23 protein-coding genes are annotated in these 24,667 nt (G+C 72.6%); 3 read left to right on the forward strand and 20 right to left on the reverse strand.

Annotated elements, in window-relative coordinates:
- Nucleotides 1-181 precede the first annotated feature (181 nt).
- From H7A72_RS14645 to H7A72_RS14670, 6 genes are all read right to left on the reverse strand, one after another.
- Nucleotides 182-1,408, reverse strand: coding sequence for an ABC transporter permease (locus H7A72_RS14645; protein ID WP_185220976.1), 1,227 nt, complete (start codon nt 1,406-1,408; stop codon nt 182-184).
- Nucleotides 1,405-2,322 carry an ABC transporter ATP-binding protein gene (locus H7A72_RS14650; RefSeq protein ID WP_185220977.1) on the reverse strand — a complete coding sequence of 306 codons (918 nt, stop codon included), beginning with the start codon at nt 2,320-2,322 and terminating at the stop codon, nt 1,405-1,407. The genes H7A72_RS14645 and H7A72_RS14650 overlap by 4 nt, the downstream gene beginning before the upstream one ends.
- Nucleotides 2,323-2,404: 82 nt before the next feature.
- Nucleotides 2,405-3,100, reverse strand: coding sequence for a response regulator transcription factor (locus H7A72_RS14655; protein ID WP_185220978.1), 696 nt, complete (start codon nt 3,098-3,100; stop codon nt 2,405-2,407).
- A complete protein-coding gene (locus H7A72_RS14660; RefSeq protein WP_185220979.1) occupies nt 3,100-4,407 on the reverse strand; it encodes a sensor histidine kinase in 1,308 nt (435 codons plus the stop codon). The genes H7A72_RS14655 and H7A72_RS14660 overlap by 1 nt, the downstream gene beginning before the upstream one ends.
- A 10-nt stretch (nt 4,408-4,417) precedes the next feature.
- Nucleotides 4,418-5,059: a VOC family protein gene (locus tag H7A72_RS14665; protein ID WP_185220980.1), complete on the reverse strand. Its 642-nt coding sequence runs from the start codon at nt 5,057-5,059 to the stop codon at nt 4,418-4,420.
- Between the two features lie 47 nt (nt 5,060-5,106).
- A complete protein-coding gene (locus tag H7A72_RS14670) occupies nt 5,107-5,916 on the reverse strand; it encodes an RNA methyltransferase (protein WP_185220981.1) in 810 nt (269 codons plus the stop codon).
- Nucleotides 5,917-5,946: 30 nt separating this feature from the next.
- On the opposite strand from H7A72_RS14670, the gene H7A72_RS14675 reads away from it, so the two are divergent.
- Complete coding sequence (locus tag H7A72_RS14675; RefSeq protein WP_185220982.1) at nt 5,947-6,612, forward strand: phosphatase PAP2 family protein; 666 nt, start codon at nt 5,947-5,949, stop codon at nt 6,610-6,612.
- 27 nt (nt 6,613-6,639) lie between these two features.
- On the opposite strand, the gene H7A72_RS14680 is transcribed toward H7A72_RS14675, so the two are convergent.
- The 7 genes from H7A72_RS14680 to H7A72_RS14710 form a co-directional block, all read right to left on the reverse strand.
- A complete protein-coding gene (locus tag H7A72_RS14680; protein WP_185220983.1) occupies nt 6,640-8,334 on the reverse strand; it encodes an ABC-F family ATP-binding cassette domain-containing protein in 1,695 nt (564 codons plus the stop codon).
- Nucleotides 8,335-8,551: 217 nt separating this feature from the next.
- Nucleotides 8,552-9,361, reverse strand: a complete 810-nt coding sequence (locus H7A72_RS14685; protein WP_223277667.1) for a DUF1206 domain-containing protein — start codon at nt 9,359-9,361, stop codon at nt 8,552-8,554.
- Nucleotides 9,362-9,392: 31 nt separating this feature from the next.
- Nucleotides 9,393-10,184: an HAD family hydrolase gene (locus tag H7A72_RS14690; RefSeq protein WP_072625702.1), complete on the reverse strand. Its 792-nt coding sequence runs from the start codon at nt 10,182-10,184 to the stop codon at nt 9,393-9,395.
- A gap of 151 nt (nt 10,185-10,335) precedes the next feature.
- Nucleotides 10,336-11,202 carry a siderophore-interacting protein gene (locus tag H7A72_RS14695; protein ID WP_185220985.1) on the reverse strand — a complete coding sequence of 289 codons (867 nt, stop codon included), beginning with the start codon at nt 11,200-11,202 and terminating at the stop codon, nt 10,336-10,338.
- Nucleotides 11,203-11,334: 132 nt separating this feature from the next.
- Nucleotides 11,335-11,889 (reverse strand): orotate phosphoribosyltransferase, encoded by a 555-nt coding sequence (gene pyrE / locus H7A72_RS14700; protein WP_072625704.1) that lies wholly within the window; start codon nt 11,887-11,889, stop codon nt 11,335-11,337.
- 220 nt (nt 11,890-12,109) lie between these two features.
- On the reverse strand, nt 12,110-12,880 hold the full coding sequence (locus H7A72_RS14705) for an SDR family oxidoreductase (protein ID WP_185220986.1): 771 nt from the start codon (nt 12,878-12,880) through the stop codon (nt 12,110-12,112).
- A complete protein-coding gene (locus tag H7A72_RS14710; protein WP_185220987.1) occupies nt 12,877-13,623 on the reverse strand; it encodes a dienelactone hydrolase family protein in 747 nt (248 codons plus the stop codon). Before H7A72_RS14710 ends, H7A72_RS14705 begins: the two co-directional genes overlap by 4 nt.
- A gap of 184 nt (nt 13,624-13,807) precedes the next feature.
- Between H7A72_RS14710 and H7A72_RS14715 the strand changes: the two genes are divergently transcribed.
- Together H7A72_RS14715 and H7A72_RS14720 are read left to right on the forward strand one after the other, a co-directional pair.
- Entirely contained in the window at nt 13,808-14,641 is an 834-nt protein-coding gene (locus tag H7A72_RS14715) for an exodeoxyribonuclease III (protein ID WP_185220988.1), read from the forward strand.
- Nucleotides 14,642-14,655: 14 nt separating this feature from the next.
- On the forward strand, nt 14,656-15,519 hold the full coding sequence (locus H7A72_RS14720; RefSeq protein ID WP_185220989.1) for an alpha/beta fold hydrolase: 864 nt from the start codon (nt 14,656-14,658) through the stop codon (nt 15,517-15,519).
- Here H7A72_RS14720 and H7A72_RS14725 read toward each other — a convergent pair.
- The 7 genes from H7A72_RS14725 to H7A72_RS14755 all read right to left on the reverse strand — a co-directional run bounded on the left by H7A72_RS14725 (nt 15,481) and on the right by H7A72_RS14755 (nt 24,660).
- Nucleotides 15,481-17,214, reverse strand: a complete 1,734-nt coding sequence (locus H7A72_RS14725) for an MFS transporter (protein WP_185220990.1) — start codon at nt 17,212-17,214, stop codon at nt 15,481-15,483. The two genes, H7A72_RS14720 and H7A72_RS14725, sit on opposite strands and share 39 nt — an antisense overlap.
- A gap of 1 nt (nt 17,215) precedes the next feature.
- Nucleotides 17,216-17,908: an LppX_LprAFG lipoprotein gene (locus H7A72_RS14730; protein ID WP_185220991.1), complete on the reverse strand. Its 693-nt coding sequence runs from the start codon at nt 17,906-17,908 to the stop codon at nt 17,216-17,218.
- 48 nt (nt 17,909-17,956) lie between these two features.
- Nucleotides 17,957-19,252, reverse strand: a complete 1,296-nt coding sequence (locus H7A72_RS14735; protein WP_185220992.1) for an AAA family ATPase — start codon at nt 19,250-19,252, stop codon at nt 17,957-17,959.
- 36 nt (nt 19,253-19,288) lie between these two features.
- Nucleotides 19,289-20,335: a tetratricopeptide repeat protein gene (locus H7A72_RS14740; RefSeq protein ID WP_185220993.1), complete on the reverse strand. Its 1,047-nt coding sequence runs from the start codon at nt 20,333-20,335 to the stop codon at nt 19,289-19,291.
- Nucleotides 20,336-20,345: 10 nt separating this feature from the next.
- Nucleotides 20,346-21,377, reverse strand: a complete 1,032-nt coding sequence (locus H7A72_RS14745) for an NAD(P)/FAD-dependent oxidoreductase (RefSeq protein WP_185220994.1) — start codon at nt 21,375-21,377, stop codon at nt 20,346-20,348.
- Nucleotides 21,378-21,491: 114 nt separating this feature from the next.
- Nucleotides 21,492-24,065, reverse strand: coding sequence for an ATP-dependent chaperone ClpB (gene clpB, locus H7A72_RS14750; protein WP_185220995.1), 2,574 nt, complete (start codon nt 24,063-24,065; stop codon nt 21,492-21,494).
- Between the two features lie 202 nt (nt 24,066-24,267).
- Nucleotides 24,268-24,660 carry an LCP family protein gene (locus tag H7A72_RS14755; protein ID WP_185220996.1) on the reverse strand — a complete coding sequence of 131 codons (393 nt, stop codon included), beginning with the start codon at nt 24,658-24,660 and terminating at the stop codon, nt 24,268-24,270.
- Between the last annotated feature and the right edge of the window lie 7 nt (nt 24,661-24,667).

Raw genomic sequence — 24,667 nt, forward strand, 5'->3', positions numbered from 1 at the left:
CCACAGCACGGAGCAACGGCGTAGCCACCCAGCCGGCTCTTCCCCCTTCCCCCCTGTCCGTTCCCCGTTCCCCCAGCCAGCCAGCCAGGGCAGACGACCGGCCGGGCACCACCCCTGACAGGTGCCCGGCCGATCGAGTCCGTGGCCGCCCACGCCGCGGTACGGCGCCGGCGGCGAGTGCTCACAGCTCGGCGTTCCACGCCTCCTTGTAGGTGAGCTTGCCGCCCGTCTGCATCAGCGCCCGGCGGTAGATCCGCTCGGCGACGAGGATGACGGCGACGGTGGCCGCGGCGAGCAGACCCAGACTGATGACCGCCTCCCACCACTGCGCCTCGCCCGACACCAGGCGCATCGGCTGGAGCACCGCGGAGAAGGGCGGGATCCAGGCGAGGACCTCGGCGAGGCGGCCGGTGGCGAACATCGCGCCGAAGAACATGAACATCAGCAGCATCGTCACGGGCATCGACGTGGACTGGATGTCCTCCTGTCGCGAGGCGAGCGCGCCAGCCACCGCGTAGAGCGCCGCGATCATCGTGAAGCCCGCGATGAAGAAGAGGACGAACCACGCCAGCCCGCTCGTGAAGCTCGGCAGCATGTCACCCCAGTCGGTGAAGCTCACCCCGATGACCGCCACGGCCGCGTAGAGCAGCAGCTGGGCCAACGCGAGCACGACGGCCGCGATGAGCTTGCCGAAGAGCAGGTGTCGTAGTGGGATCGACGTCGCGATGATCTCGACGATGCGCGACTGCTTCTCCTCGGTGACGCTCATCGCGAGGTACATCCCGAAGATCACCGCCGACATGTAGAAGAGGATCGCCATGCCGAAGCCCACCGCCTTGGCGATGCCCTGTTGCTCCGCGTCCCCGTCGAGGATGTCGGTCGTGACGGCGGTCCCCTGCTGGAGGGTTGCGACGTCGGTGCCGGCCTGCTGCGCGTTGGCCGCGAGCACCGTGCTGCTCACCGTCTCGGTGGCGATGTCCCGCAGCCCCGAGCTGACCTCCGAGCGGCCGACGAGCTCCCAGCCGTCGTCGGTGGGGTGCAGCCAGGCGTCGGCGGACTCGTCCATGACGGCGGCCTGGGCGGCCCGGGCATCGTCGACCTCGACGAGCTCGATCGTCACCTTGTCGTCGATGTCCGGCGCGGCCGCGACGATCGACTCCCCCATCTGCTGCGACTGGGTGGTGACGGCGAGGTCGTAGGTGACCTCCTTGTTGGCATTCCACGCCTGGAAGCCGAAGACGGCCACGAGGATGACGAGCGACAGCAGGGTCGACCCGATGAAGGTCTTGTCCCGCAGCCGCACCGACAGCTCACGCTGGGCGACGAGGGCCCAGGCGCTGCGGGTGGAGGTGGACTCGGCGCCCGATCCGGTCGAGGTGGGCGAAGGGGAGGTCGTCGCGGTGCTCATGCCGTCACCTCCCGGTAGACCTCGGACAGCGGCGGCACGATCGGCGTCAGCTCGGTGACGCCACCACGGCGCAGCCCCTCGGCGAGGACCTCGCCGAGCACCCGCTGGCGCTCGGCCTCGGAGTCGCCGGTGAGGTCGAGGACGGCCGTGGGGCCGTCGACGTCGAGGGTCGTGACCCCCGACAGGTCACGGACCCAGCCGGCGTCACGGACCGCAACGAGCTTGTGCCGGCGCGGGGCGCCGCCCCGCAGCTGCGTCGGGGTGCCGGTCGCCCGCACCGTCCCCTTGGCGAGGATGACGAGCTGGTCGCACAGCCGGTCGACGAGGTCGAGCTGGTGGCTGGAGAAGAGCACCGGCACACCGCGTGCCGTGTGCTCGCGCAGCAGGTCGGCCATCGAGTCCACGGCGTCGGGGTCGAGGCCGGAGAAGGGCTCGTCGAGGATCAGCGCGGCCGGCTCGATCATCAGCGCGGCCGCGATCTGCACCCGCTGCTGGTTGCCGAGCGAGAGCGACTCGACCGTGTCGTCGGTGCGCTCCCCCAGGCCGAGGCGCTCGAGGAGGGTCATGACCGACTCCCGGGAGCGCCGGGCGCTCAGGCCGCGCAGCTGACCGAGGTAGATCAGCTGATCGGCGACCTTCTGCTTGGGGTAGAGCCCGCGCTCCTCCGGCATGTAGCCGATGGTGCGCTGGTCGGCGGCGGTGATCGGCCGGTCGCCCCAGAGGACCCGCCCCTCGGAGATCGTGAGGACGCCCATGATCATGCGCATCGTCGTCGTCTTGCCGGCGCCGTTGCCTCCGACGAAGCCGGTCATCTGTCCCTGCGGCACCGTGAAGTCGATGTGGTCGACGGCGGTGAAGTCACCGAACCGTCGCGTCAGCCCCTCCACGGTGATCGTCTGCGATGTCCTGTCCATGGCCCCAACGCTAGGGACGAAGGGAGTCCACGGGATCCGTCTCCGGGGTGGTCTTGGCCCTCCCCCTGCGGGGGGAGGAGCCTCAGCCCCCGCCGACGACGCCCGATTCGTGGGCGATGATCACCGCGCCCACTCGGTCCCGCACCTGGAGCTTGGCGAAGATGCTCGACACGTGCGTCTTGACCGTCGCCGCGCCGATGACGAGGTCGGCGGCGATCTCGGAGTTGGAGCGCCCGGCCCCGATGAGCCGCAGCACGTCGAGCTCCCGGTCGGTCAGGTGCGCCAGCAGCTCGGCGTGGGCACCACCGGTGGGTGCCCCGGTGCCTGTCGCACCCGCTCCCCCGCCGGCTCCCGGCGGTGACATCTGCTCGATGACCCGCTTGGTCACCTCGGGCGCGAGCAGCGCGTGACCGTGGCCGACGGCACGCAGTGCCTCGACGAGCTGCTCGGCCTCGGCGTTCTTGAGCAGGAACCCGCTGGCCCCGGCCCGCAGCGCGTCGAAGAGATAGCTGTCGGCGTCGAAGGTCGTCAGGATGATGACCCGACCGAGCTCCTCGGCGACGATCTCGCGGGTCGCGGCGATGCCGTCCATGACGGGCATCTGCACGTCCATGACGATGACATCGGGGCGCTGCGCCCGGGCGAGCTCGATGGCCTCGCGCCCGTCGGCCGCCTCGCCGACGACCTCGAGGTCGTCCTCGACCGAGAGCATCATCGCGAAGCCGGACCGGATGATCGGCTGGTCGTCGACGAGCAGCACGCGCAGCACCTCGCTCATCACGCACCCCCGGAGCGAAGGGGGATCCGCGCCCGGACGCGATATCCGCCCAGCGGGCGCGGCCCGATCTCGACGCTCCCGTGGTGCGACTGGACCCGCTCGCGGATGCCGAGCTGGCCCATGCCGGTGCCGGAGGTCCCGGGGCGCGGCCGCCCGTCGTCGGTGACCTCGACCTCGGCGTGCTCGGCGTCGACGCGCACGGTCACGCGGGCGGTGCGGGCGGTCGAGTGCTTCGTGACATTGGTCAGCGCCTCCTGGGCGGTGCGGTAGAGCGAGTGCCCCACCGAGGCCGGCACGGCCTCGACGTCACCCTCACGAGCCTCGACGAGCTCGTGGACCACGGTCAGACCCGACCCGCTGCGGGCCCGCGCCATCTCGGCGATGTCCCCGAGGGTCGGCTCGGGCGCGTGATCGACTGCGCCGGTAGGCGACTCGCGCATCCGCAGGGTGCCGAGGAGCCCACGCATCTGGGTGACGGCGTCGCGGCTGCCGCCCTCGATCCGGGCCAACGCCCCCTTCGCCGCCTCGGGGTCACGGTCCATGACGCGACGGGCCGCGGCCGCCTGCACCCCGATCCCGGAGACGTGGTGCGCGACGACGTCGTGCAGCTCGCGGGCGATGCGCAGGCGCTCATCGATGACGGCGCTCTCGCGCAGGCGTTCGGTCTGCTCGCGGATCGTGACCGTCTGCTGCTCGAGGCGCGCGCGCTGGCGTGCGGAGCGCCAGGCGACCTGCCCGCCGAGGACGGCCCCGCCGAAGTAGAGGATGTTGATGACCCCGAGCATGAGCGGGGCGGCGATGGTGGCCGGGATCCACGCGTCGGGGTCGCTCGCCTCCACCATGTCGCTGAGGACCTGGCCGACGGCGATGCCCCAGACCAGCCAGAGGAACATCAGGAAGAGGACGACCGCGTAGACCGCTGCCATCGCCCGGCGGCTGCGCGCCCAGGCGACACCGCCGAGGATGACGAGGAAGTAGGCGATCTGGGTCGACAGCAGGCTCGCCATGAGCGGCTCGAGCGTCGAGATGGCCCAGTAGGCGATCGAGGCGCCGATGGCCGTGGCGAGGGGGAAGCGTCGCCGGGTGAGCAGGAAGAGCGCGGGGACGGCGGTGTAGAGCCACTGCTGCCAGCGCGGGGCGTCGATCTCGACGAGCCCGCCGAGCGCGCGCATCAGCTCCAGGACGAAGAGCGAGGCGGCGACGACCGCGAGGGTGAAGAGGGCGTCACCGCGGCTGACGGTGCTGCCGGGGCGGACCCAGTCGTCGTCGAGGGCGAAGAACTCGCCGAGGCGATCGAGCCGGGCCATGGGAGGGCGGTCAGAGGGTGACCGGACCACCGGGGGTGTTGAAGGTGACCGACATCAGGCCGGGGGTGCCGTGCGGCGCGACGAAGTCGAAGGTGATGACCGAGGAGGTCTCCTCGGGCGGGAGCCCGCCGAGCCAGTCGGTGACCCGGGCCTGGTCGCCGGCGATCATCAGCGAGGAGATCGTCACCTCGGTCGAGGCCTGCTCGGAGGGGTGCGGCGAGCCCTCGCCCCACTTGACGAAGAAGGGCAGCTGCGGGTCGGCGAGGGTGCCCTTGATGCCGATCTGCTTCCACAGGAACTCGCGGCCGTCGGAGAGGCGCCGGTTGCCCGCGACCGCCTTGCGGTCGAGGCGCTCCTCGACGGCCTCGATCTCCTCGTCGACCCGGATGACCCAGCCCATCCAGCCGCCGCCGGCCTCGGAGCGGGCGCGCACGACCTGACCGAAGGGGGCCTTGTCGGAGCTCGGGTGGTCGAGGACCTCGACGATCTCGACGTAGCGCTCGTGGGCGAGCGGGAGGATCATGTTGCGCGTGCCGAAACGCGGGTGGATCCCGCCGTCGACGGGCGTGACGCCCAGGGCCTCGCCGAGGCGCTCGGCCGTGGCCTTGACACCGGACTGGTCTGCAGCATAGGAGACGTGGTCAACGCGCATGCAGGCATCGTGGCACAGGGCGGGGCCACCCCCGTAATCGGGGTGGTTCAGGACGTCCGGCGCTGACGCACGGCCTCGTAGACGACGATCGCGGCCGAGGTGGCGACGTTGAGCGAGTTCGCCTGTCCCACCATGGGGATCCGCACGCGGTGCTGGGCCCGGGCGAGGGCGGCATCGGTCAGTCCGTACTTCTCGGAGCCGACGGCGACGGCGACCGCGCCGGTGAGATCGGCGTCGGTGTGCTCGACGTCGGTGTCAGGGGTGGTCGCGACGACCTCGACCCCGTGCTCGGCGAGCCAGGCCCACGCCTCGTCGGTGCTCGCGGCCGCGACCGGCACCGAGAAGACCGTCCCCTTGCTCGAGCGGATGACGTTGGGGTTGCCCCAGTCGGTCACCGGGTCCGCCGAGAGGACGAGCGCGACGCCGGCGGCGTCAGCGGTGCGGAGCATCGCGCCGAGGTTGCCCGGCTTCTCCACGCCCTCGCACAGCAGGACGAGCGCGCCGTCGGGCAGCTCGACGTCCTCGAGGCGGCGGCCGGGAGCGGGCACCTTGGCGAGGATCCCGTCGGGCCCCTCGCGGTAGGCCACCTTGTCGAAGGCGGTGCGCCCCAGCTCGACGATCTCGGCCCCCAGGTCGCGGGCGCGCTCGACGAGCGCGGCACCGACCTGCGGGTCGAGCATGAGCTCGGGGCAGTGGAAGAGGGCGAGCGGCCGGACCCCGGCGTCGAGCGCGAGGGTGGTCTCCTCGAGACCCTCGACGAGGGTGGTCCCGGTGGCCTCACGGGCCCGGCGACGACGCAGGGTGACGAGGTCCTTGAGGCGTTGGTTGGCCGGTGAGGTGATGACGAGATCGGACATGGCGGGTCAAGCATGCCGCACAATCGGTGGATGCCGACCGACCGCCGCGTCTCCCCCCTTCGCGTCGTCGCTGCGGTGTCGGCCATGACCGCCGTCATGCTCCTCGTCGCGGCGCTGGGTGAGTGGGCGATCCTCCCCTCCGCGACGCTGCGCGAGCTCGACGAAGGGAGCGCCTCCCGGGCCACCGCGGTCCTCGCCGATCACGACCGGCTCGGCACGGCGGCGCACGTGTGGGCCGCGCTCAGCGGACCGTGGGTCGTGCACCCGCTCGTCGCGATCTGGGCCGGGGTGCTCGTCGCCCGGCGACGCCTCACCCTCCGCGCCGCGATCGTCACCGTCGCGGTGGGCGTGCTCGGGTGGGCGCTCGGTGCGGTGTGCAAGGAGATCGTCGACCGCCCTCGCCCCAGCGTCGCGCTCGCCGAGGTCGGCAGCTGGTCCTACCCGAGCGGGCACGCGACCAACATCGCCCTGGGCGCGGTCCTGCTCGTCTCCCTCGCACGGCTGGCCGAGCGCGCCTGGGTCCGCTGGGGCACCACGCTGCTCGCGCTCGCGGCCGTCGCCCTGACGGCCGCCGACCGACTCCTCCTCGGGGTGCACTACGTGAGCGACGTCGTCATGGGACTGACCCTCGGCGCCGCCGCCGCGACCCTCGCCCTGGCGTGCCTCCCGCTTCGCCGCGACGCTGCATTGCCGTAGGGCAATGCGCGTCCTGCCCGCATTGCCCTACGGCAATGCGGTCACCGGGGTCTCGCCCAGCCGGCCGTCGCGGATCTCCCAGCGGCGGGTGAGGCCCAGTCGGCCGAGGAAGTCCTCGTCGTGGCTGACGACGAGCAGAGCCCCTTCGTAGGCCGAGAGCGCGTCGACGAGCTGGTCGACGCTGTCGACGTCGAGACTGTTGGTCGGTTCGTCGAGCACCACGAGCTGCGGCGCCGGGTCCGCGAGCAGCACCCTGGCCAGCGCCACGCGGAAGCGCTCGCCGCCGGACAGGCCCGCGACCCGCCGCTCCACGAGCGCGCCCCGGAAGAGGAAGCGCGCCAACGACGTCCGCACCTGCTGCGGCGGCACGGTCGGCGCAGCCGCCCGCACCGTCTCGAGGATCGTCAGGTCGTCGTCGAGCTCGATCCGCTGCGGCAGGTGACCGGCCTCGTCGATGCGGCCGACGAGTCGCGCCACCGGCTCCACGCGCGTCGGCAGCCCGAGGACCTCGCGGAGCAGCGTGGTCTTGCCGGCGCCATTGGGCCCGGTGAGGGCGATCCGCTCCGGTCCGCGCACGACGACATCGCGAAGGCGTCGTCCAGAGGTGTGACGGAGGAGCCTCGAAGGGGGGGCCGCCGTCACCTCGTCGGGACCGACCGGCCGCACGGTCAGCACCGTGCGCCCTGCCGGCACGCGGGTCGCGGGTAGCTCGATGCGCACCGAACGGTCCTCGCGGACCCGCGCCTCGGCGTCGGCGAGCGAGGACTTGGCCCGCTGGAGCCGGTCGTCGTGGATGTCGCGGTGCTTGGCGGCGGACTTTTCCGCCTGCATGCCCCAGGTCTTCATGATGATCCTGGGCGCGCGCTTGCTCGCGGAGTCGCGGTCGGCAATCCGCTGCCGGCCGGCGAGCTTGAGCTCGGCCTCGATGCGGTCGCGCTTCTGCCGGCGCAGGTCCTGCTCCGCGGCCTGCACGGCGTCGGCGGCGGCCTGCTGCTCGGCGTCGATCGCCGCGCGGTAGACCGACCACGGCCCGTCGAAGCTGCGCAGCTCCCGCCCGTGCACCTCGACGATCCGGTCGACGTGCTCGAGCAGCTCGGTGTCGTGGCTGACGACGACGAGCGAGCGCTGCGTCGGCCACGCGTCGACGGCGGCGACGAGCCGCTCCCGGGAGGCCCGGTCGAGGTTGTTGGTCGGCTCGTCGAGCAGCGCGACGTCGGCCCGCTGCAGCTGGAGTGCGGCGAGCCCGACGGTGACGACCTCACCCCCGGAGAGGGCGCCGAGCTGCCGGTCGAACAGCTCCGGCTCCGCGGGTAGACCGAGCATCGCGAGGGCACTGAGAGCCTCGGCCTCGATGCCCCAGCGGCCTTCTGCCGCATCGAAGTTCGCCTGGTCGAGCGAGCCCGCCTCGATGGCGCTGATCGCGCTCAGGACGGGCGCGATGCCAAGCGCCTCGGCCACGGTGCGGGTGGTGTCGAGGCCGAGCTGCTGCGGCAGCGTGGCGACCGTGCCCGCGACGTGCACGGCGCCGGAGGTCGGCGTGAGCTCGCCGGCCATGAGGCGCAGCAGGGTCGTCTTGCCCGAGCCGTTGCGTCCGACGAGCCCGGTGCGGCCGTGGCCGAAGGACCCGCTGACGTCGTCGAGCGCACGGGTGCCGTCGGGCCAGTCGAGGGTGAGGTGGGTGAGGGTGACGAGGGCGTCGGCCCCCGCGGTGGGTGCTGACATGGGTGATCTCCTGCCGTGGCGGCGAGCGCACGCCGACGGGACTCGCGGTGCGTGGGCCGCGGTCGGTCGCGCTGGTCAGTCGCGGGAGATCTGGTGCCGCATCGGGCGGGTCATCACCTCTGGTCGGGGGGACCGGGCGCTGTCACCGACCGGTCGGGCCCGACAAGGGTAGGGACTCCCCCTTCGTCATGGCAAAGGGTTAACGCCGAAGGGGAGGTCAGATCCGCTGGTGGCGTGCCCGGGAGAAGCAGTAGAGGCCGAAGGCCACGAGACCGGCCGCGACGACGGTGAGCAGCGCGGGGCCGAAGGGCTCGTCGCGCAGGGACTTCAGGGCACCGTCGAGGCCGTCGGCCTGCGAGGACTGGTGCCGGATCGCGGCGATGACGAAGAAGACGCCGACGAGGGCGAGGACGGCCCCCTTCGCCGGGTAGCCGACCATGCCGGCCACCGTCGCGAGGCGCCCGGGGTGCTCCTCGAGGTCGTCGAGGAACTTGCGGGTGACGCCCTTGTAGACGTGGTAGCCACCGACGGCGATGATCGCGACGCCGACAGCACCGACGAGGACCTGGCCGGCCGGCGCCTGCATGAGGGTCGCGGTGACGTCCTGGGAGGACTGCTCGGAGGACGAGGACGACCCCGACCCGACGGCGAAGCGCCCCGCGGTCCAGGCGAGCGCGGCGTAGACCACGGCCTTGGCGAGCGCCTTGACCCGGTCGGTGGCACCGGAGTCGCCGCCGGTCGGCGCGACCGCCACGGTCAGCTGCCACAGCACGAGGCCGGCGAGGGTCACGGTGATGACCCACATGAGCACCGTGCCGGCGGGGTTGCTCGCGAGCGTCGCGAGGGCGCCGGAATGGTCGGCCTGCCCGCCTCCGCCCCAGCCCACGCGGCCGGCGGTGTAGCCGAGGACGATGTGCAGCAGGCCGGAGGCGGCGAAGCCGACGCGAGCGAGGGCTTCGAGCGCCGGGTGGTCGCCGACCGTGCGGACTGCGTCGCGGGCGTCGTCGATGTCAGGGGTGCGGGTCACGAGAACATGATGCCCCCCGATGTGCCCCCGGTCAGCAGAGCGGGCGAAGGGCGTCTGCGAGACCGTCGTCATCGACCGACCCGGTCGTCTCGTCGGCGGCCGCGACGACCTCCGGCGGGGCGCCACCCATGGCGACGCCGCGGGCGGCCCAGCGCAGCATCTCGAGGTCGTTGCGCTGGTCGCCGGCGGCGAAGGTGTGCGAGGGCTCGATCCCGAGCTTGCGGCGGACGAGCTCGAGGGCCGACCCCTTGGACACGCCCTCGGGCGCCAGGTCGAGCCACGCGGTGTAGCCGACGGCATAGCTCACGCCGTGCAGGCCGATCCGCTCGACGAGCTCGAGGAAGTCCTCGCTCTGCCCCTCGGGGTCGTGGAAGGTCACGCGGGTCGTCGGGCGGGAGACGAGCTCCTCGAAGGGGACGACGACCTGCTCGCCCTGCAGCACGCCCTCGGGGTAGGGCCGGGCCACCTTGAAGCCGACGCCGACCTCCTCGACCGCGACGAGGATGTGCGGCGCGTGCTCCATGACGAGGGTGAGCGCCTGCCGCGGGTCGAAGGTCACCGTCTCGTCGATGGTGTAGCCGTCGGGGGCGGTCGGGTCGAGGCGGATCGTCACGGCGCCGTTGGAGCACACGGCGAACCCGTGCTGCAGGTCGAGCAGGCGCAGGATCGGCAGCGTCGCGACGACCGATCGGCCCGTCGAGATGACGATCTCGTGGCCGGCGTCGGCGACGGCCCGGATCGCCTCTCGGGTGCGCTCCCCGAGCTCTCCGGCGTGGGTGACGATCGTGCCGTCGACATCGAGGGCGACGAGGTGCGGCTCCATGGGTGGAACGCTACCTGCCGACTCTGCGACACGTGGCGGCCGCCGAGCAGACCCGGCGCGCTGCCGAAGTCCCTCGTCGTCGCGTGGTTGCGTGGTCGTTCTCGACTTCGGCTTGATGCTGCGCCGGGCCTCCTCTGCGTCCGCGCCTGACTCAGCCCCGCGCCGAACCCAGCTTCCAGTAGCCGGAGAAGGTGATGGCCCGCTTGTCCATCCCGACCTCCTGCACGAGGTGACGACGAAGGGAGGTCGCCAGCCCCGACTCCCCGCACAGCCACGCGTAGTCCAGGTCGGCGGTCAGGTCCGGGGCGGTCGCGAGGGCGGTGAGCACGGCGGTGCCCGGCGCGGCGTCGCCGCGCTCGTGGACGGTCACCGCGGCCGGGAGGTCGAGCCCGTCGAGCACCACGCGGGAGTCGACCTCGACGTGCGCCTCGATGCCCTCGCCGAGACCCGGCAGCCCCCGACGGAAGCGCTCCTCGAGAATCGCGAGCAGCGCGGGCACGGCCGTCTCGTCCGCCACGATCAGCTGGCGCGGCGCGTCCCACGTCGAGTACAGCGCACCCCCGGAGCGGAAGCCGGCCACGTCGCCGACGACCGCGGTCGTCGCCCAGGCCGAACCCGGCCCCGAGTCACCGTGCGTGACGATGTCGACGTCGAGCTCCCCTTCGTCCCGGCGCAGCGCGCGCACGGTGTACCAGCGCAGGCCGGGCTGCTCGCTCTCGGGCATGTCGGCGATGGCGGTGCGCACATTGGTCCGCTCGGGGTCGGGCAGGTGCAGCCCGCCGTCGGCTCCGGGCATGAGCAGGCCGAAGTACTCGTCGGGGCCGAGCAGCTCGTAGCGGGTCAGCTCCGGCGCGCTCAGGGTGATCCGACGCATGACGGGGTTGAGGTCGACGACCCGCGACACCGTGACGGTGAACTGCGACTCCTCCGGACGCTCCGCGTAGTCGGCCATCGTGCGCCGCGCGTAGGCGCGGGCGGCGCCGAGGACGACGCGGTCCTTGAGCTCGGCGATCTTCATGACTCTCCTGGTACCGGAATCGACTGACTTAGGAGAGCCTAACCTCTAGCCCGGCATTTCCCTAGGCCGATACCCACCGCTCCCTGAGGAGGTCGCTCAGCGACCGTCTCGAAGGGCGCCCGCCTCGAGGACTCAGGCGAGCCCGAGCTCCTCGAGCCCGAAGACGTGGCGGTACTCCAGGCCGGCCTCGGCGAACTTCTCCGCGGCACCGGTCGCCCGGTCGGCGATCGTCGCGACGGCGACGACCTCGGCGCCCGCCTCGCGGGCGGCATTGGCGGCCTCGAGGGGCGAGCTGCCGGTCGTCGAGGTGTCCTCGACGATCAGGACGCGGCGACCGGAGATCGACGGGCCCTCGATGCGCTGCTGCAGGCCGTGCGCCTTGCCGGCCTTGCGCACCACGAAGGCGTCCAGCCGCTCCCCCTTCGCCGCGGTGGCGTGGAGCATCGACGTGGCGACCGGGTCGGCGCCGAGGGTCAGCCCACCGACGGCGTCGAAGTCCAGATCGGCGACGAGGTCGAGCATGACGCGACCGACGAGCGGGGAGGCTTCGCCGTCGAGGGTGATGCGGCGCAGGTCGACGTAGTAGTCGGCCTCCTTGCCGGAGGAGAGGGTCACGCGTCCGTGGACGATGGCCTTGTCCTTGACGATCTCGAGCAGGCGGGCGCGGTCGGCAGCGATGTCAGTCACGCCCGCAGTCTATGGACTCCGTCGCCGCCAGCGTCGCGTGCCGGTGGCAGACCGCGCCGGGCCGGGAGGCGCCGCCCCCGAAGGGGGATCCGCGAGCGCTCTGGCACCTCCCCTTCGCATTGCCCTACGGCAATGCAGTCACCTGCGCGCATTGCCGTAGGGCAATGCAGCCTCCCCTTCGCATTGCCGTAGGGCAATGCAGTCTCCGGCGAAGGGGAGGTCAGTCCGGCTTGCGGTGCAGCGCCGTGATGCGCGGGTTGCGCACGATGGCGCGCGGCAGGTGCCGGGCCACGGCGACGATCGCCTTGTACTGCGCGCTGGGCACGGAGACGACCCGCCCGCGCTCGGAGTCGGCGAGGGCCTGGCGCACGAGATCGCCCGCGTCGAGCCAGAAGGGCCCCGCGCGCTCGCCCTTGTCGATGCCCGCGCGCTCGTGGAACTCCGTGCGCACGTAGCCGGGCAGCAGCGCCATCACCTGCACGCCGGTCCCGGCGAGCTGCCCGGAGAGGGACTCGGTGAAGGTCGTGACATAGGACTTCGCCGCGGCATAGGTGCCGCTCGCGCTCAGGCCGGCGACGGACGAGACGTTGATGATCTGCCCACTCCCCCGCCCCACCATCGCGGTCGCCGCCGCGTGGCTGAGGACGAGCACGGCCCGCACGAGCACGTCGAGCAGCTGCTCCTCGGCCTCGACGGCACTGTCGACGAAGCGTGAGTTCAGCGAGTAGCCGGCGTTGTTGACGAGCAGGTCGACCGGCCGGGCCGCGTCACGCAGCCGCTCGGCGACCCGCTCAAGCTGCGCCCGGTCGGACAGGTCGGCCGGCAGGACCTCGACGGCCACACCGTGCCGACCCGAGAGCTCGCCGGCCACGGCCGCCAGCCGGGCCTCGTCGCGGGCGACGAGGACGAGGTCGACCCCCTTCGCGGCGAGCTGCCCGGCGAACTCGCGCCCGATGCCGGCGGTGGCGCCGGTGACCAGTGCCGTGCTCATGCGCCCAGGGTCCGGTCGAAGAGCTCGCGCAGCTCGCGCCAGTGCCGGTCCTCGCCCGCCTGCTGGTGGCTCGAGGTGTCGGTCATCGTGTAGCCGTGCGGCGCGTCGGGGTAGACCGCGGTCGTCGCGGTCAGCCCGTGCTCGGCGAGGGCACGGTCGAGCAGCTCGATGCTCTCGGGCGGCATCGACTGGTCCTTGTCGGCGTGCCCGTAGACGAACTCCGCTGTGGCAGAGGCGAGTCGCAGGTGTGGACTGTCCGGCTCGTCGGTCGCCAGGCGGGCGCCGTGGAATCCGCCGCACGCCGCGACGCTCGGCTCGAGGCCGGCGACGAGGGTCGCGAACTTCGCCCCCATACAGTAGCCGGTGACGCCGATCGGCCCGTCGGTCACGCCGTCGAGCGCCCGCAGCGCAGCGACGTAGTGCGGGGTGTCCCGCTCCATCGCCGGCCCGTCGAGCGCGGCGAGGTAGGGCGCGGCGACGGCCCCGTAGGCGGCCCGCTCCTCGGGGATCCGCAGGTCGGTGCGGGGCGTGGTCTCGGCCGCCGTGCCGGAGCGGTACATCGTGTTGGGCGCGAGGACGATGTAGCCCCACGACGCGATGCGGTCAGCCATCTCCTCTATGCGGGCCCGCAGCCCGAGCGCGTCGATGCACAGCAGGACGCCGGGGTGCGGCTGGTCGTCGGGCCGCGCGACGACGGCCTCGGCCGTCCCGTCCGCAGCCGGGATCTCGATGAAGGGGCGCATGCTCCGCACGCTAACGACCCCCCTTCCCCGTGGCCAGCCGCCGGTCCCGCGTCGTGAATGCGACGCGCAGCGCGGACCCGAGCATCACGGCGGGCAGCGCCGCGCCGCCCAGCCCCGGCCCGGGCCGACGCCCCAGCAGAGCGTGACGCCGGCGTCGATGCCGGCGGTGGCTAGGGTGGCGCCCGTGCGTATCGCGACCTGGAACGTCAACTCCATCCGCTCCCGCGTCGACCGCGTCGAGGCCTGGCTGCAGCGCAGCGACGTCGACGTGCTCGCCATCCAGGAGACCAAGGCCAAGGAGGAGCAGTTCCCCTTCGACCGCTTCCGCGACCTCGGCTACGAGGTGGCCCACCACGGCATCAACCAGTGGAACGGCGTGGCGATCCTCTCCCGGGTCGGCCTCGAGAACGTGGCGATCGGCTTCGACGGCGATCCCGGCTTCGGCGATCCCGTTGCGCCCGAGGCGCGCTCGATCGGCGCGACCTGCGGTGGCGTGCGCGTGTGGTCGCTCTACGTGCCCAACGGCCGCACCCTCGACGACCCGCACATGGCCTACAAGCTGGAGTGGCTGGCCCGGCTGCGTGACCGCGCCGTCGAGTGGGCCGCCGACGGCACCCCGGTCGCCCTGTGCGGCGACTGGAACGTCGCGCCGCAGGACGAGGACGTGTGGTCGATGGAGTACTTCGCCGACAAGACGCACGTCTCGCCGCCGGAGCGGGCGGCCTTCCACGCCTTCCTCGAGTCGGGCTTCACCGACGTCGTGCGCCCGCACGCCCCCGGGCCCGGCACCTACACCTACTGGGACTACCAGCAGCTCGCCTTCCCCAAGCGCCGCGGCATGCGCATCGACTTCGTCCTCGGGTCGGCGTCCTTCGCCGAGCGGGTGAGCGGCGCGGCCATCGACCGCGAGGAGCGCAAGGGCAAGGGCGCCAGCGACCACGCTCCGGTCATCGTGGGCCTCGACGGCGACGACGGCGCGGCCGTGGACAAGACAGCCGAAGGGGGTTCCGCCCGGTGAGCGCGGACCCTCACGTGACAACCCTGGTCGCCCCGGACGGGGCGCGCATCGCGGTCCGTGAGCACGCGGCCCCGGCCGGAGCCGCACACGGCCCGACCCTCGTCCTCGCCCACGGCTGGTGTCTCGCGGCAGAGACGTGGGACCGCGTCGTCGCGGAGCTGCAGGCACGCCGGCCGCACCTGCGCGTCATCACCTACGACCAGCCGGGGCACGGGCTCTCGACACCCGGTCGCGACCGTCGGGTCAGCCTGCTCGACCTCGGCGCGACCCTGCGCGCGGTCGTCGCCGAGACGGCTCCCGAGGGTGACATCGTCCTCGGCGGGCACTCCATGGGCGGCATGACCGTCATGGCGCTCGCGCAGGTCGCGCCCGGCCTCTTCGCCGAGCGGGTGCGCGGCGCCGCACTGGTCGGCACGGCTGCCCACCTCGGCACCCGTCGTCCCGTCCCGGGCGAGGGCATCGCCATGGCCGTGCTCGGGCGCCTGCCGGCGAGCGCCCGTGGCCTGCCGACGACGGCGCGCCTCACCGCGGCCAACCTCTTCGGGCCTGACCCCGACCCGGCGGCGGTGCGCGCCACGGGCCGGTTGACCAGCCGCACCCGGGCCAATGTCGTCGCCGACTGGCACCGCGCGATCGGCGAGCTCGACTTCCGGGAGCACCTCGCCCCCTTCGCCGGGGTCCGCACGGTCGTGCTCACCGGTGCCCGCGACCGGCTGACGCCGGTGTCGGCGGGCCGGCGGTTGGCCGCGGGCATCCCGGACGCGCAGTTCTGGTCGCTGCCCGGCGTCGGCCACATGATCACCTACGAAGCGCCGGCGATCGTCGCCGACAAGGTCGAGCTACTCCTCGACGCCCCAGCTGCGAGCGATCGAGCCTGAGCCCTCGCGGCGGCGGAGCCCGAGGCAGACGAGCGCGAGGACGGCGCCGAGCGCCGCGGCCCCGGCCGCCCCGAGGAAGACCGTGTGCACCTGCAGCAGGGCGGCGTCGAGCAAGGCGCCGCCGTCGGTCTGCTGCTCGCGCGGCAGCGCCTCGACCGCCTGGTAGTAGCGGTGCAGGCCCACGCCCGTCAGCAGGGCCAGGCCGACGACCATGCCGACCATGCGGCTGACGACGACCAGGCTGCTCGCCGTGCCGTGCGCCTCCTGCGGGGCGTCGGCCAGGGCCGCGTCGTTGACCGGGGCGAGCGCCATGCCGAGGCCGAAGCCGACGACCGCGAGGGTCACCGTCGCCGAGACCCGGGCGAGCGAGCCGTCCTCCCAGCCGGACATGACGAGCAGCCCGACGGCGGCGAGCGCGAGGCCGACTCCGGCGGAGAGCCCGTCACCGACCCAGCGCAGCACCCAACCGCCGACGAGCGCGCCGACGGGGACGGCGACGAGGAACTTCACCAGCTCCATCGCGGCGTCCGTCTGGGAGCCGTCGGTCGTCAGCCGGGAGAAGAGCGGGACGTCGACGACGACCGCGACGAGCGCGACACCGACGAGCAGGGAGATGACGAGCGACCAGCCGGTCCGGCCGCGGACCGTGCCGCGGGGCACGAGCGGGGCCGCCGCGGTCCGGTGCCGCCACACGTAGAGCACCGTCGCGATGACCGCGACGGGGAGCAGGGCGTAGCCGAGCGGCCCGACGACCTCGGTCTCGGGGTCGGCGGAGCTGAAGGTCAGCACGACGCACCCGAGGGCGGTGCCGAGCAGCAGCGCCCCGGGCAGGTCACTCTCGCGCAGCGGTGGCCACCAGCGGCGCACGGTGAGCCCGGCGAGCAGCAGCGCGAGCAGGAGTGTCACCAGGCCGATCGGCGTCACGAGGCGGTTGTCGCCGGCGAAGGGGACGAAGGGCAGCCCGAGGTAGACATCGGTCGCCAGCGCCCGCGGTGCGGCGAGGGTGAGCCAGAGCAGGCCGACCGTGACGACACCCAGCCCCGCCGCAGGCCACGATCGGTCCCGGCCCTTCGACGGGCTTCGGCCGCGGGTGGCCTCGTTCCTCAGGGACCGGGAGGCCAAGGCGATGGCCACCCACAGCACGACGCCGAGCACGACGTTGAGCCAGAAGATCGCCCGCCAGTCGGCGACGAGGAGGACCGCGGCGCCGAGGAGCGGACCGAGGACCGAGCCGAGCTCCTGGACGGCGCCGACGACACCGAGGGGCATCCCCCTTCGGCCCGGCGGCCAGAGGTCGGCGACGAGCGCGAGGGTCGCGGGGACGAGCCCGCCACCCCCCACGCCCTGCACGACGCGGCCGGCGACGAGCACGTCGAGGCTCACCGCGAGGGCGGTGACGCCCGAGCCGATGACGAAGACGACGAGGCAGCCGAGGAGGATCCGCGAGCGCGGGACGAGGTCGGCGAGGCGGCCGATGAGCGGGAGGACCGCGATGTAGCCGAGAAGGAAGCCGGAGATGATCGGCGCGGCCCGCTGGAGGTTGTCCAGACCGAGGCCGACGCCGCTCATCATGTCGGTCAGGGCGAGGACGACGACGTAGGTGTCGGCCGCGGCGAGGGCCACGGCGGTCGAGGCGAGGGCGAGCAGGACCCGCGGGTCCCGCCCGGTGACGGCGGCAGTGACGGGCGTCGACACGTCAGGAGGAGGGCTTGGTGATCTCGACGTTCTTGCCGTAGTCCTTGAGCCGCAGCGTGTAGGTCGTCTCCGACTCCTTGTAGAAGTCACCGGTGATCTCGACCTGCCGCAGCTCACCGCTGTCGGGCTCGATGCCGTAGGTGACGTCGAAGGTGTCGCCGCCCTCCGCAAGGCCGAAGAGCCGCTCGATGTCGGCCTTGGGCACGGTGCCGGTGTACTCCTGGAGCACGGTGTCGCCGTCCCGGGTCTTCTCCCCCGCCTTGGCGTCCTCGGTGTTTTCGAGGATCTGGTCGACACCGCTGCCGGTGCGGAAGAACTCGGCGGGGTTGGGCGCGCCGAGGTCCTTCATGTCGACGGGGTTGAAGTCCTTGGTGAAGAAGGACATCCACGTCTTGTCGTCGATGGCGATGATCTCGACGCCGGCGGAGGCGCCGTCGATCACGCCGGTGACCTGACCCTGGAACTTCGGGGTCGTCTTGTCGACGATGCCGGAGCCGTTGGCCGCGGAGACACCGTTGCGCCCCTTGGGGATCGCCGAGGACTTCAGGTCGAAGGTGACCGTGCCCGAGTCGACGTAGATCGTGCGGGCCTTGTCGAGGGCCTCCGTGGGCGGGGTCGCCTCCTCGAAGGCCGAGCACCCGGCCGCGAGGGTGAGGGCCAGCGGCACGGAGGCAAGCAGGGAACGTCGTCGCATGAGCGTCAACCTAACGCGGGGGCGGGCCGGGAGCCGGGACGATGTGGGTCAGCGCACCTTGTTGCGGCGCATCCAGTCCCGCAGCTCGTCGTAGGCACCGTCGACGTTGGCGAACTCGACGACATTCTTCGCCGAGGTGAACCACGGCCCGGTCGACGGGCGCACCTCGCCGAGCGAGCGCTTGAGGTCGGCCATGCCGATGTAACGCATCGTGCCCGACCGGGCGCCCTCCATCAGGGCGAACTCGGTGGCCGTCTCGCAGACGTGGGCGATGTCGGCGCCGGACAGGCCGGCGGACTTGCGAGCGAGCCAGGCGACGTCGATGCCCTCGACGGGCCGGTCGGTCAGGTGGTGGCGAAAGATCGCGGCCCGCGCCTCCTCGTCCGGCGGCGAGACGAAGACGGTGCGGTCCAGGCGCCCGGGGCGACGCAGCGCCGGGTCTACGTCCCACGGCTGGTTGGTCGCACCGACGACGAAGACGCCCTCGTTGTCGGCCTCCACGCCGTCCATCTCCATGAGCAGCTGGTTGACGACCGTGCGCATGCCGCTGTTGTGCATCGTCGCGCGCTTGGCGCCGATCGCGTCGAGCTCGTCGAGGAAGATGACGGTCGGCGCGTGCGAGCGGGCGAACTCGAAGACCTCCGTGATGTTGCGCTCGGACCGGCCCGTGTACATGTCGAGCACGTCGCTGATGCCGACGTTGACGAAGCCGGCACCGAGCTCGCCGGCCAGCGCCCGACCGACGAAGGTCTTGCCGCAGCCGGGCGGCCCGTAGAGCAGGATGCCACCCTTGAGCGACTTGCCGTAGGCCCGCCGCAGCTCTGGATGGCGAAGGGGGGCGAGGAAGGCCGCGTCGAGCCGCGCCTTGACCTCCTGCATCCCGCCGACGTCGGCGAGGGTGATGCCGGGGCGCTCGAGGTCGTGGGCGGCCACCTCGGAGGCGTGCGGGTCACCGTCGACGAACATCGGGCGCGGGGAGACGTCGCCGAGCTGGCCTTCCGCTGCGCCCCAGTCGAACCCGTCATGGCCGCCGGGCTCGGTCGGGTCCGTCGCGGTGGGCGGCGGCGTCGCGGGCGAAGGGGGTGCCGCCGGCTGGGCGGACGGCGCCGGCGGCGCGGCGACCTGCGGCGCGGCTGAGGCCTGCGGCGGTCCGCCCAGCGCGCGCGTCATCAGGTCGCGCGCGGTGCTGTTGCCCGGGTCCTGCTGCAGGACGGTGGCGCAGTGCGTCACGGCCTCGTCGCCACGGCCCGCGTCGACGAGCATCTGGGCGAGGTGGAGGCGCAGCGGCAGGTCCTGCGGGCTGGCCTCGACGGCGCGGGTGAGTGAGTCGATGAGGTCGCTCATGGGTCCATCCTCCATCACCACCGGGACACGGGCCGGTCAGGACTTCCGGTTGCGGAACCACGCGACCCACGACAGGACCGCACCGACGAAGAGGGCGGCGACGCCCAGTGCGAGGAAGGCGACGAGCCCGGTGAGCGCGCTGAGGACGAAGAACAGGGAGCTCAGGCCGATGAGCGCCGCCCACACCGCGATGAGGGTCTGCCGACGGGCGAAGCCCCGCAGGTAGGCCATCCGCGACTGGCGCACCTGGGTGAGCAGGCGGCCGATGATGAAACCGAGAGCGAGGATCGCGATACCGGCGATGACCGCCATCTTCCCGCGGTCCGAGAGCGGGTCCACGCGGCCGATGACGCAGATGGCGAGGAACAGCGCCCAGTGCGCCATGACGACGTTGTTGGCCAGGGCCACGTCCATGTTGTGGTGGAGGAGCTGCTCCTGCGGCGAGCCGGCGACCGCCCGGGAGAGCGTGCCGGCGGCCTGCGCGGAGCGCCGCCCGGCCATCTGGACGCGGGCCAGCTCGTTGAGCGCTGCCGGGGACTCAGGCTCTAGGTCGAGCGCCTGCCGCACGTGGTGCTCGGCGAGCTCACGGTCGCGGCGACCCGGCTGCCGGCCGTCGGGGAAGATCGCATCCACCATCGCCAAATGGCTGTCGGCCTCGCGCGGCGCGAGCTCTAGGGCGCGCGCTGCGGCAGCGCGGGCGGGGGCGGAGCCGTGGCGTCCGGAGGCGGCGTGGGCGCGGGCGAGCTGGCGGTGGGGTTCGGGCTCGAAGGGGGCCAGCCGAGCCGCCTCGGACGCAGCGGCCACCGCGTCGCCGTGGTGCCCCAGCCGGGTGAGGGCCATCGACGCGAGCAGGTGGAGCGTCGGGTCCTCGGGCTCGGTGGCGAGGGCGTGGTTGAGGGCCTCGAGCGACTGCTGGGCGCGACCGGAGTCGAGGAGGGTGACGGCCCGCAGCCGCTGCAGCTCGGTGTCGTCGGGTGCGCTCGCGAGGGCCTGCTCGACCTCGTGCATCGCCGCGTCGTGGCGGCCCTGGGACAGGTGCAGGCGGACGCGTTCGCGGGCGATGTCGAGCTGGTGGGGGTCCACGCGCCAGAGACTAGGGCACGAGACGCAGTGCGGCGTCGCGCAGTCGGGCACCGCGACGACTCGTCGCCACCCTCAGGCCGGCGGCGCCGGCGAGCTGCAGGGTCCGGCCGCGGAGGCGGCGGCGCCTGCTGAAGGCGAGGGGTGCCCCCTTCGTCCCGCGGCGGTGGATGAGGTCGGCGAGGACGACCGCGTCCTCGAGGGCCTCGTTGGCGCCGCGACCGAGGTTGGGGCTCATGGCGTGGGCGGCGTCGCCGATGAGGACGACGCCCTCGTCGGCATAGCTCGGCAGGCGGGGAGCGATGAGGATGCGCTGGACGTCGGCCTCCTCGCCGACGGCCGCGAGGACCTCTCCGACGCGCGGGTCCCAGTCGCAGAAGTGCCCGCGCGCGAGGGCGAGTGCCTCGTCCCGCTCGAGGGGTGCGTCGCGGTGGTCGGCGCGCACGGCGCAGAACCATGCGGCGCCCTGCGGCCCGGGCGTCAGGCCGAAGAGGCCCTCGGCACCCCACCACTCGGTCGCGGTGCGCACCGGCGGGCCGGGGCGGTGATCGCGCAGGGCGACCCAGTCGGTGATGATCGGAGCGCTGCCCTCGAAGGTGTGCTGTCGCACGGCCGAGCGCACCCCGTCGGCCCCGACGACGAGGTCCGCGCCGACCTCCGCGGCGACGGCGCGGGGATCGGTGACGAGGCGGGTCAGGCGGGTGACCGAAGGGGGCACCGCGGCCTCGAGCGCCGCCACGAGGTCGGGACGCGGGGTGAACCACAGCCGTTGGTCGCGGTCGCGCAGCTCCACCAGGTCCCGCCCGTCCGCGGAGCGCAGCCCTCCCCCTTCGACGGGCAGCGCGGTGGCCCGGACCCGCTCCCCCACGCCGATGGTGTCGAGGGCGTCACGGCCGCCGCGCCACAGCGCGAGGACCGTGCCCGCCCCGGCGCGCTCCGGGCGCTCCTCGACGAGGGTGACCTGTGTGCTGCGCCCGAGGTGGGCGGCGAGCGCCAGTCCGGCGATGCCGCCGCCGACGACGAGGACGTGTTCGCGTGGTCGCACGCCCCCAGCCTGTCAGCCCCGGGACGAAAAGGAAGTCCCCGGTGCCGGCAGCCCCTCATGGGGACCTGCCGGCACCGGGGACTACCGGTTCAACGCACAACCATCCGGCGCCCCTCAGCGAAGGGAGAGCCCGTCGCCCTCCTCGTCGCGGTCGACGACGACGGTCGAGCCGTCACGCACGTCGCCGGCAAGCAGGGCGGTGGCCAGCCGGTCACCGATCTCGCGCTGCACGAGGCGGCGCAGCGGGCGGGCGCCGTAGGCCGGGTCGTAACCGGTCTCGGCGAGCCATTCGCGAGCCGCCGGAGTGACCTCGAGGTGGATCCGACGGTCGGCGAGCCGACTCGCGAGCTCGCGGACCTGCAGCTCGACGATGTGGCCGAGCTCGTCGCGGCTCAGCGCGTCGAAGATGACGATCTCGTCGAGCCGGTTGAGGAACTCCGGCTTGAAGGCCTGCCGCACGACGCCCATGACGGACTCGCGGCGCGCCTCGCCCTCGAGCAGTGGGTCGGTGAGGAACTGGCTGCCGAGGTTGGAGGTCATGACGAGGATGACATTGCGGAAGTCGACCGTGCGACCCTGGCCGTCGGTCAGGCGCCCGTCGTCGAGGACCTGCAGGAGGATGTCGAAGGTCTCGGGGTGGGCCTTCTCGACCTCGTCGAGCAGGACGACGGAGTAGGGACGCCGGCGCACGGCCTCGGTGAGCTGGCCACCCTCCTCGTAGCCGACATAGCCGGGGGGCGCACCGATGAGGCGCGCGACCGCGTGCCGCTCGGCGTACTCCGACATGTCGATGCGCACCATCGCGCGCTCGTCGTCGAAGAGGAAGTCGGCCAGCGACTTGGCCAGCTCGGTCTTGCCGACACCGGTCGGGCCGAGGAAGAGGAAGGACCCGGTCGGCCGGTCGGGGTCGGCGATGCCGGCCCGCGAGCGACGCACGGCGTCGGAGACCGCGCGCACGGCATCGGCCTGCCCGACGAGCCGGGAGCCGATGATCGACTCCATGTTCAGCAGCTTCTCCGTCTCGCCCTGCAGCAGGCGCCCGGCGGGGATGCCGGTCCACGCCGAGATGACCTCGGCGATGTCGTCGCTGCCGACCCGGTCCTTGACCATCGGCGAGCCTTCGCTCGCCTCGGCCTCGGACTCCTGGGCCTGCGCGGCCGCCAGCTCCTGCTCGGCGGCGGGGATGTCGCCGTAGAGCAGCCGGGATGCGCCTTCGTAGTCACCCTCGCGCTGCAGCCGCTCAGCCTGCGTGCGCAGCTCGTCGACCCGCGCCTTGAGGTCACCGACCCGGTTGAGGCCGGACTTCTCCGCCTCCCAGCGCGCGGTGAGCGCGGCGAGCTCCTCGGACTTGTCGGCGAGGTCAGCGCGCAGCCGCTCGAGCCGGTCGACGGAGGCCGCATCCGACTCCTTGGACAGGTGCAGCTCCTCCATCTTCAGCCGGTCGACAGCGCGGCGCAGCTCGTCGATCTCGACGGGGCTGGAGTCGATCTCCATCCGCAGGCGCGACGCGGCCTCGTCGACGAGGTCGATCGCCTTGTCGGGCAGCTGCCGGCCGGTGATGTAGCGGTCCGACAGCGTGGCCGCCGCGACGAGCGCGCTGTCCTCGATCTCGACCTTGTGGTGCGCCTCGTAGCGCTCCTTGAGCCCGCGCAGGATCGCGATGGTGTCCTCGACGCTCGGCTCACCGACGAAGACCTGCTGGAAGCGCCGCTCCAGGGCCGGGTCCTTTTCGATGTGCTCGCGGAACTCGTCGAGCGTCGTCGCGCCGACGAGTCGCAGCTCGCCGCGGGCGAGCATCGGCTTGAGCATGTTGCCCGCATCCATGGCGCCCTCACCGGACGCCCCCGCACCGACGACGGTGTGCAGCTCGTCGATGAAGGTGACGATCTGCCCGTCGCTGGCCTTGATCTCCTCGAGCACGGCCTTGAGCCGCTCCTCGAACTCGCCGCGGTACTTCGCGCCGGCGACCATCGCGCCGAGATCGAGGCTGACGAGCCGCTTGTCGCGCAGCGACTCGGGCACGTCACCGTCGACGATGCGCTGGGCCAGGCCCTCGACGACGGCGGTCTTGCCGACGCCGGGCTCGCCGATGAGCACGGGGTTGTTCTTCGTCCGGCGGGAGAGCACCTGGACGACGCGGCGGATCTCGGCGTCCCGCCCGATGACCGGGTCGAGCTTGCCGTCGCGGGCGGCCTGGGTCAGGTCGGTGCCGTACTGCTCGAGCGAATCGCCGCCCTCGGCGGGCGTCTCGGAAGTCACCTTGCGCCCGGCGCGCAGCTCGTCGATCTTCGCCTCCATGTCGCGGGCGCCGCGGGACTCGACGGCCGCGAGGTGGCCCGTCTCGGCGAGCGCGAGCAGGAGCAGGTCGAGGGCGAGGTGCGTGTCCCCCTTCGCCCGCATGAGGGTGTCGGCCTGCTGGAGCACGGCGAGCAGGCTGCGCCCCAGCGAAGGGGAGGCCGCCGCACCGCTCGTGGTCGGCAGTGCCCGCACGGCTGCGTCGGCCTGCGCGAGGACGTGTCCGGCGCCGGTCCCGGCGGCCTGCAGGAGGGTGTCGCACTGCGGCGTGTCGAGCTGCACGAGGGCGCTCACGAGGTGGTCGGGCGTGACCTCGGGGTGCCCCTGGGTCTGGGCCGAACGCTGGGCCAAGGCGAGCGCCTCGGCCACCTTGGTGGTGGGCTGGAAGTCCATGGGGTCTCCTCTACGTCTGGCGGTGGTCTCTTCTTCGATCAACCTTCCCAGACTTGAGTCTATTCCGCTCAACTCTGTACCGACCCCCTTCCGCCGCGTGCTCCCCTTCGGCCAGAGCCACCCCGCACGAGAACAGGGACAGGCCACGAAGTCTTGACATCGAGACTCTGCATTGCCGTTGGGCAATGCAGAGTCTCGAGGGTCAGCAGGTGGCGGTGATGTCGCTCAGCTCGTCGGTATCGGTCGTCGAGGAGGAGGACGGCTCGGTGGTGCTCGTCGAGCTGGGGGTCTTCTTCGGGGTCGATGTCTTGGGGGCCGGGGGCGGGGGGTTGATCGCCTCGTCGACCATCGCGTGGATCTTGGCGTAGTCGGGCTTGTTGACGTCGATGTTCTTGTTGGTCAGGGGCAGCGACTGGATCTTGCCCTTGTCCTGGATGCGCAGCACGAGCTCGGACCACGCCTTGAGGTCCTGCTGGGGGATGTCGACCTTGACGTTGTCCTCGAGCGTCTTCGCGAGCTTGGGGTAGCGCACGAGCATCGACGTCGGGTTGACCTGGTTGAGCAGCGCCCCGACCATGCAGCGCTGACGCCGCATGCGCGAG

Origin of the sequence: Janibacter sp. YB324 (assembly GCF_014217915.1) — a bacterium.
GTDB classification, from domain to species: domain Bacteria; phylum Actinomycetota; class Actinomycetes; order Actinomycetales; family Dermatophilaceae; genus Janibacter; species Janibacter indicus.

What these genes read in the sequence shown, in the direction of transcription:
- H7A72_RS14645 (WP_185220976.1), bottom strand. Translation starts at nt 1,408, where the DNA reads ATGAGCACCGCGACGACCTCCCCTTCGCCCACCTCGACCGGATCGGGC.
- clpB (WP_185220995.1), bottom strand. Translation starts at nt 24,065, where the DNA reads ATGGACTTCCAGCCCACCACCAAGGTGGCCGAGGCGCTCGCCTTGGCC.
- H7A72_RS14675 (WP_185220982.1), top strand. Translation starts at nt 5,947, where the DNA reads ATGCCGACCGACCGCCGCGTCTCCCCCCTTCGCGTCGTCGCTGCGGTG.
- H7A72_RS14670 (WP_185220981.1), bottom strand. Translation starts at nt 5,916, where the DNA reads ATGTCCGATCTCGTCATCACCTCACCGGCCAACCAACGCCTCAAGGAC.
- H7A72_RS14690 (WP_072625702.1), bottom strand. Translation starts at nt 10,184, where the DNA reads ATGGAGCCGCACCTCGTCGCCCTCGATGTCGACGGCACGATCGTCACC.
- H7A72_RS14730 (WP_185220991.1), bottom strand. Translation starts at nt 17,908, where the DNA reads ATGCGACGACGTTCCCTGCTTGCCTCCGTGCCGCTGGCCCTCACCCTC.
- H7A72_RS14680 (WP_185220983.1), bottom strand. Translation starts at nt 8,334, where the DNA reads ATGTCAGCACCCACCGCGGGGGCCGACGCCCTCGTCACCCTCACCCAC.
- H7A72_RS14755 (WP_185220996.1), bottom strand. Translation starts at nt 24,660, where the DNA reads ATGCGGCGTCAGCGCTGCATGGTCGGGGCGCTGCTCAACCAGGTCAAC.
- H7A72_RS14660 (WP_185220979.1), bottom strand. Translation starts at nt 4,407, where the DNA reads ATGGCCCGGCTCGATCGCCTCGGCGAGTTCTTCGCCCTCGACGACGAC.
- H7A72_RS14650 (WP_185220977.1), bottom strand. Translation starts at nt 2,322, where the DNA reads ATGGACAGGACATCGCAGACGATCACCGTGGAGGGGCTGACGCGACGG.
- H7A72_RS14695 (WP_185220985.1), bottom strand. Translation starts at nt 11,202, where the DNA reads ATGAAGATCGCCGAGCTCAAGGACCGCGTCGTCCTCGGCGCCGCCCGC.
- H7A72_RS14665 (WP_185220980.1), bottom strand. Translation starts at nt 5,059, where the DNA reads ATGCGCGTTGACCACGTCTCCTATGCTGCAGACCAGTCCGGTGTCAAG.
- H7A72_RS14705 (WP_185220986.1), bottom strand. Translation starts at nt 12,880, where the DNA reads ATGAGCACGGCACTGGTCACCGGCGCCACCGCCGGCATCGGGCGCGAG.
- H7A72_RS14655 (WP_185220978.1), bottom strand. Translation starts at nt 3,100, where the DNA reads ATGAGCGAGGTGCTGCGCGTGCTGCTCGTCGACGACCAGCCGATCATC.
- H7A72_RS14735 (WP_185220992.1), bottom strand. Translation starts at nt 19,252, where the DNA reads ATGAGCGACCTCATCGACTCACTCACCCGCGCCGTCGAGGCCAGCCCG.
- H7A72_RS14710 (WP_185220987.1), bottom strand. Translation starts at nt 13,623, where the DNA reads ATGCGCCCCTTCATCGAGATCCCGGCTGCGGACGGGACGGCCGAGGCC.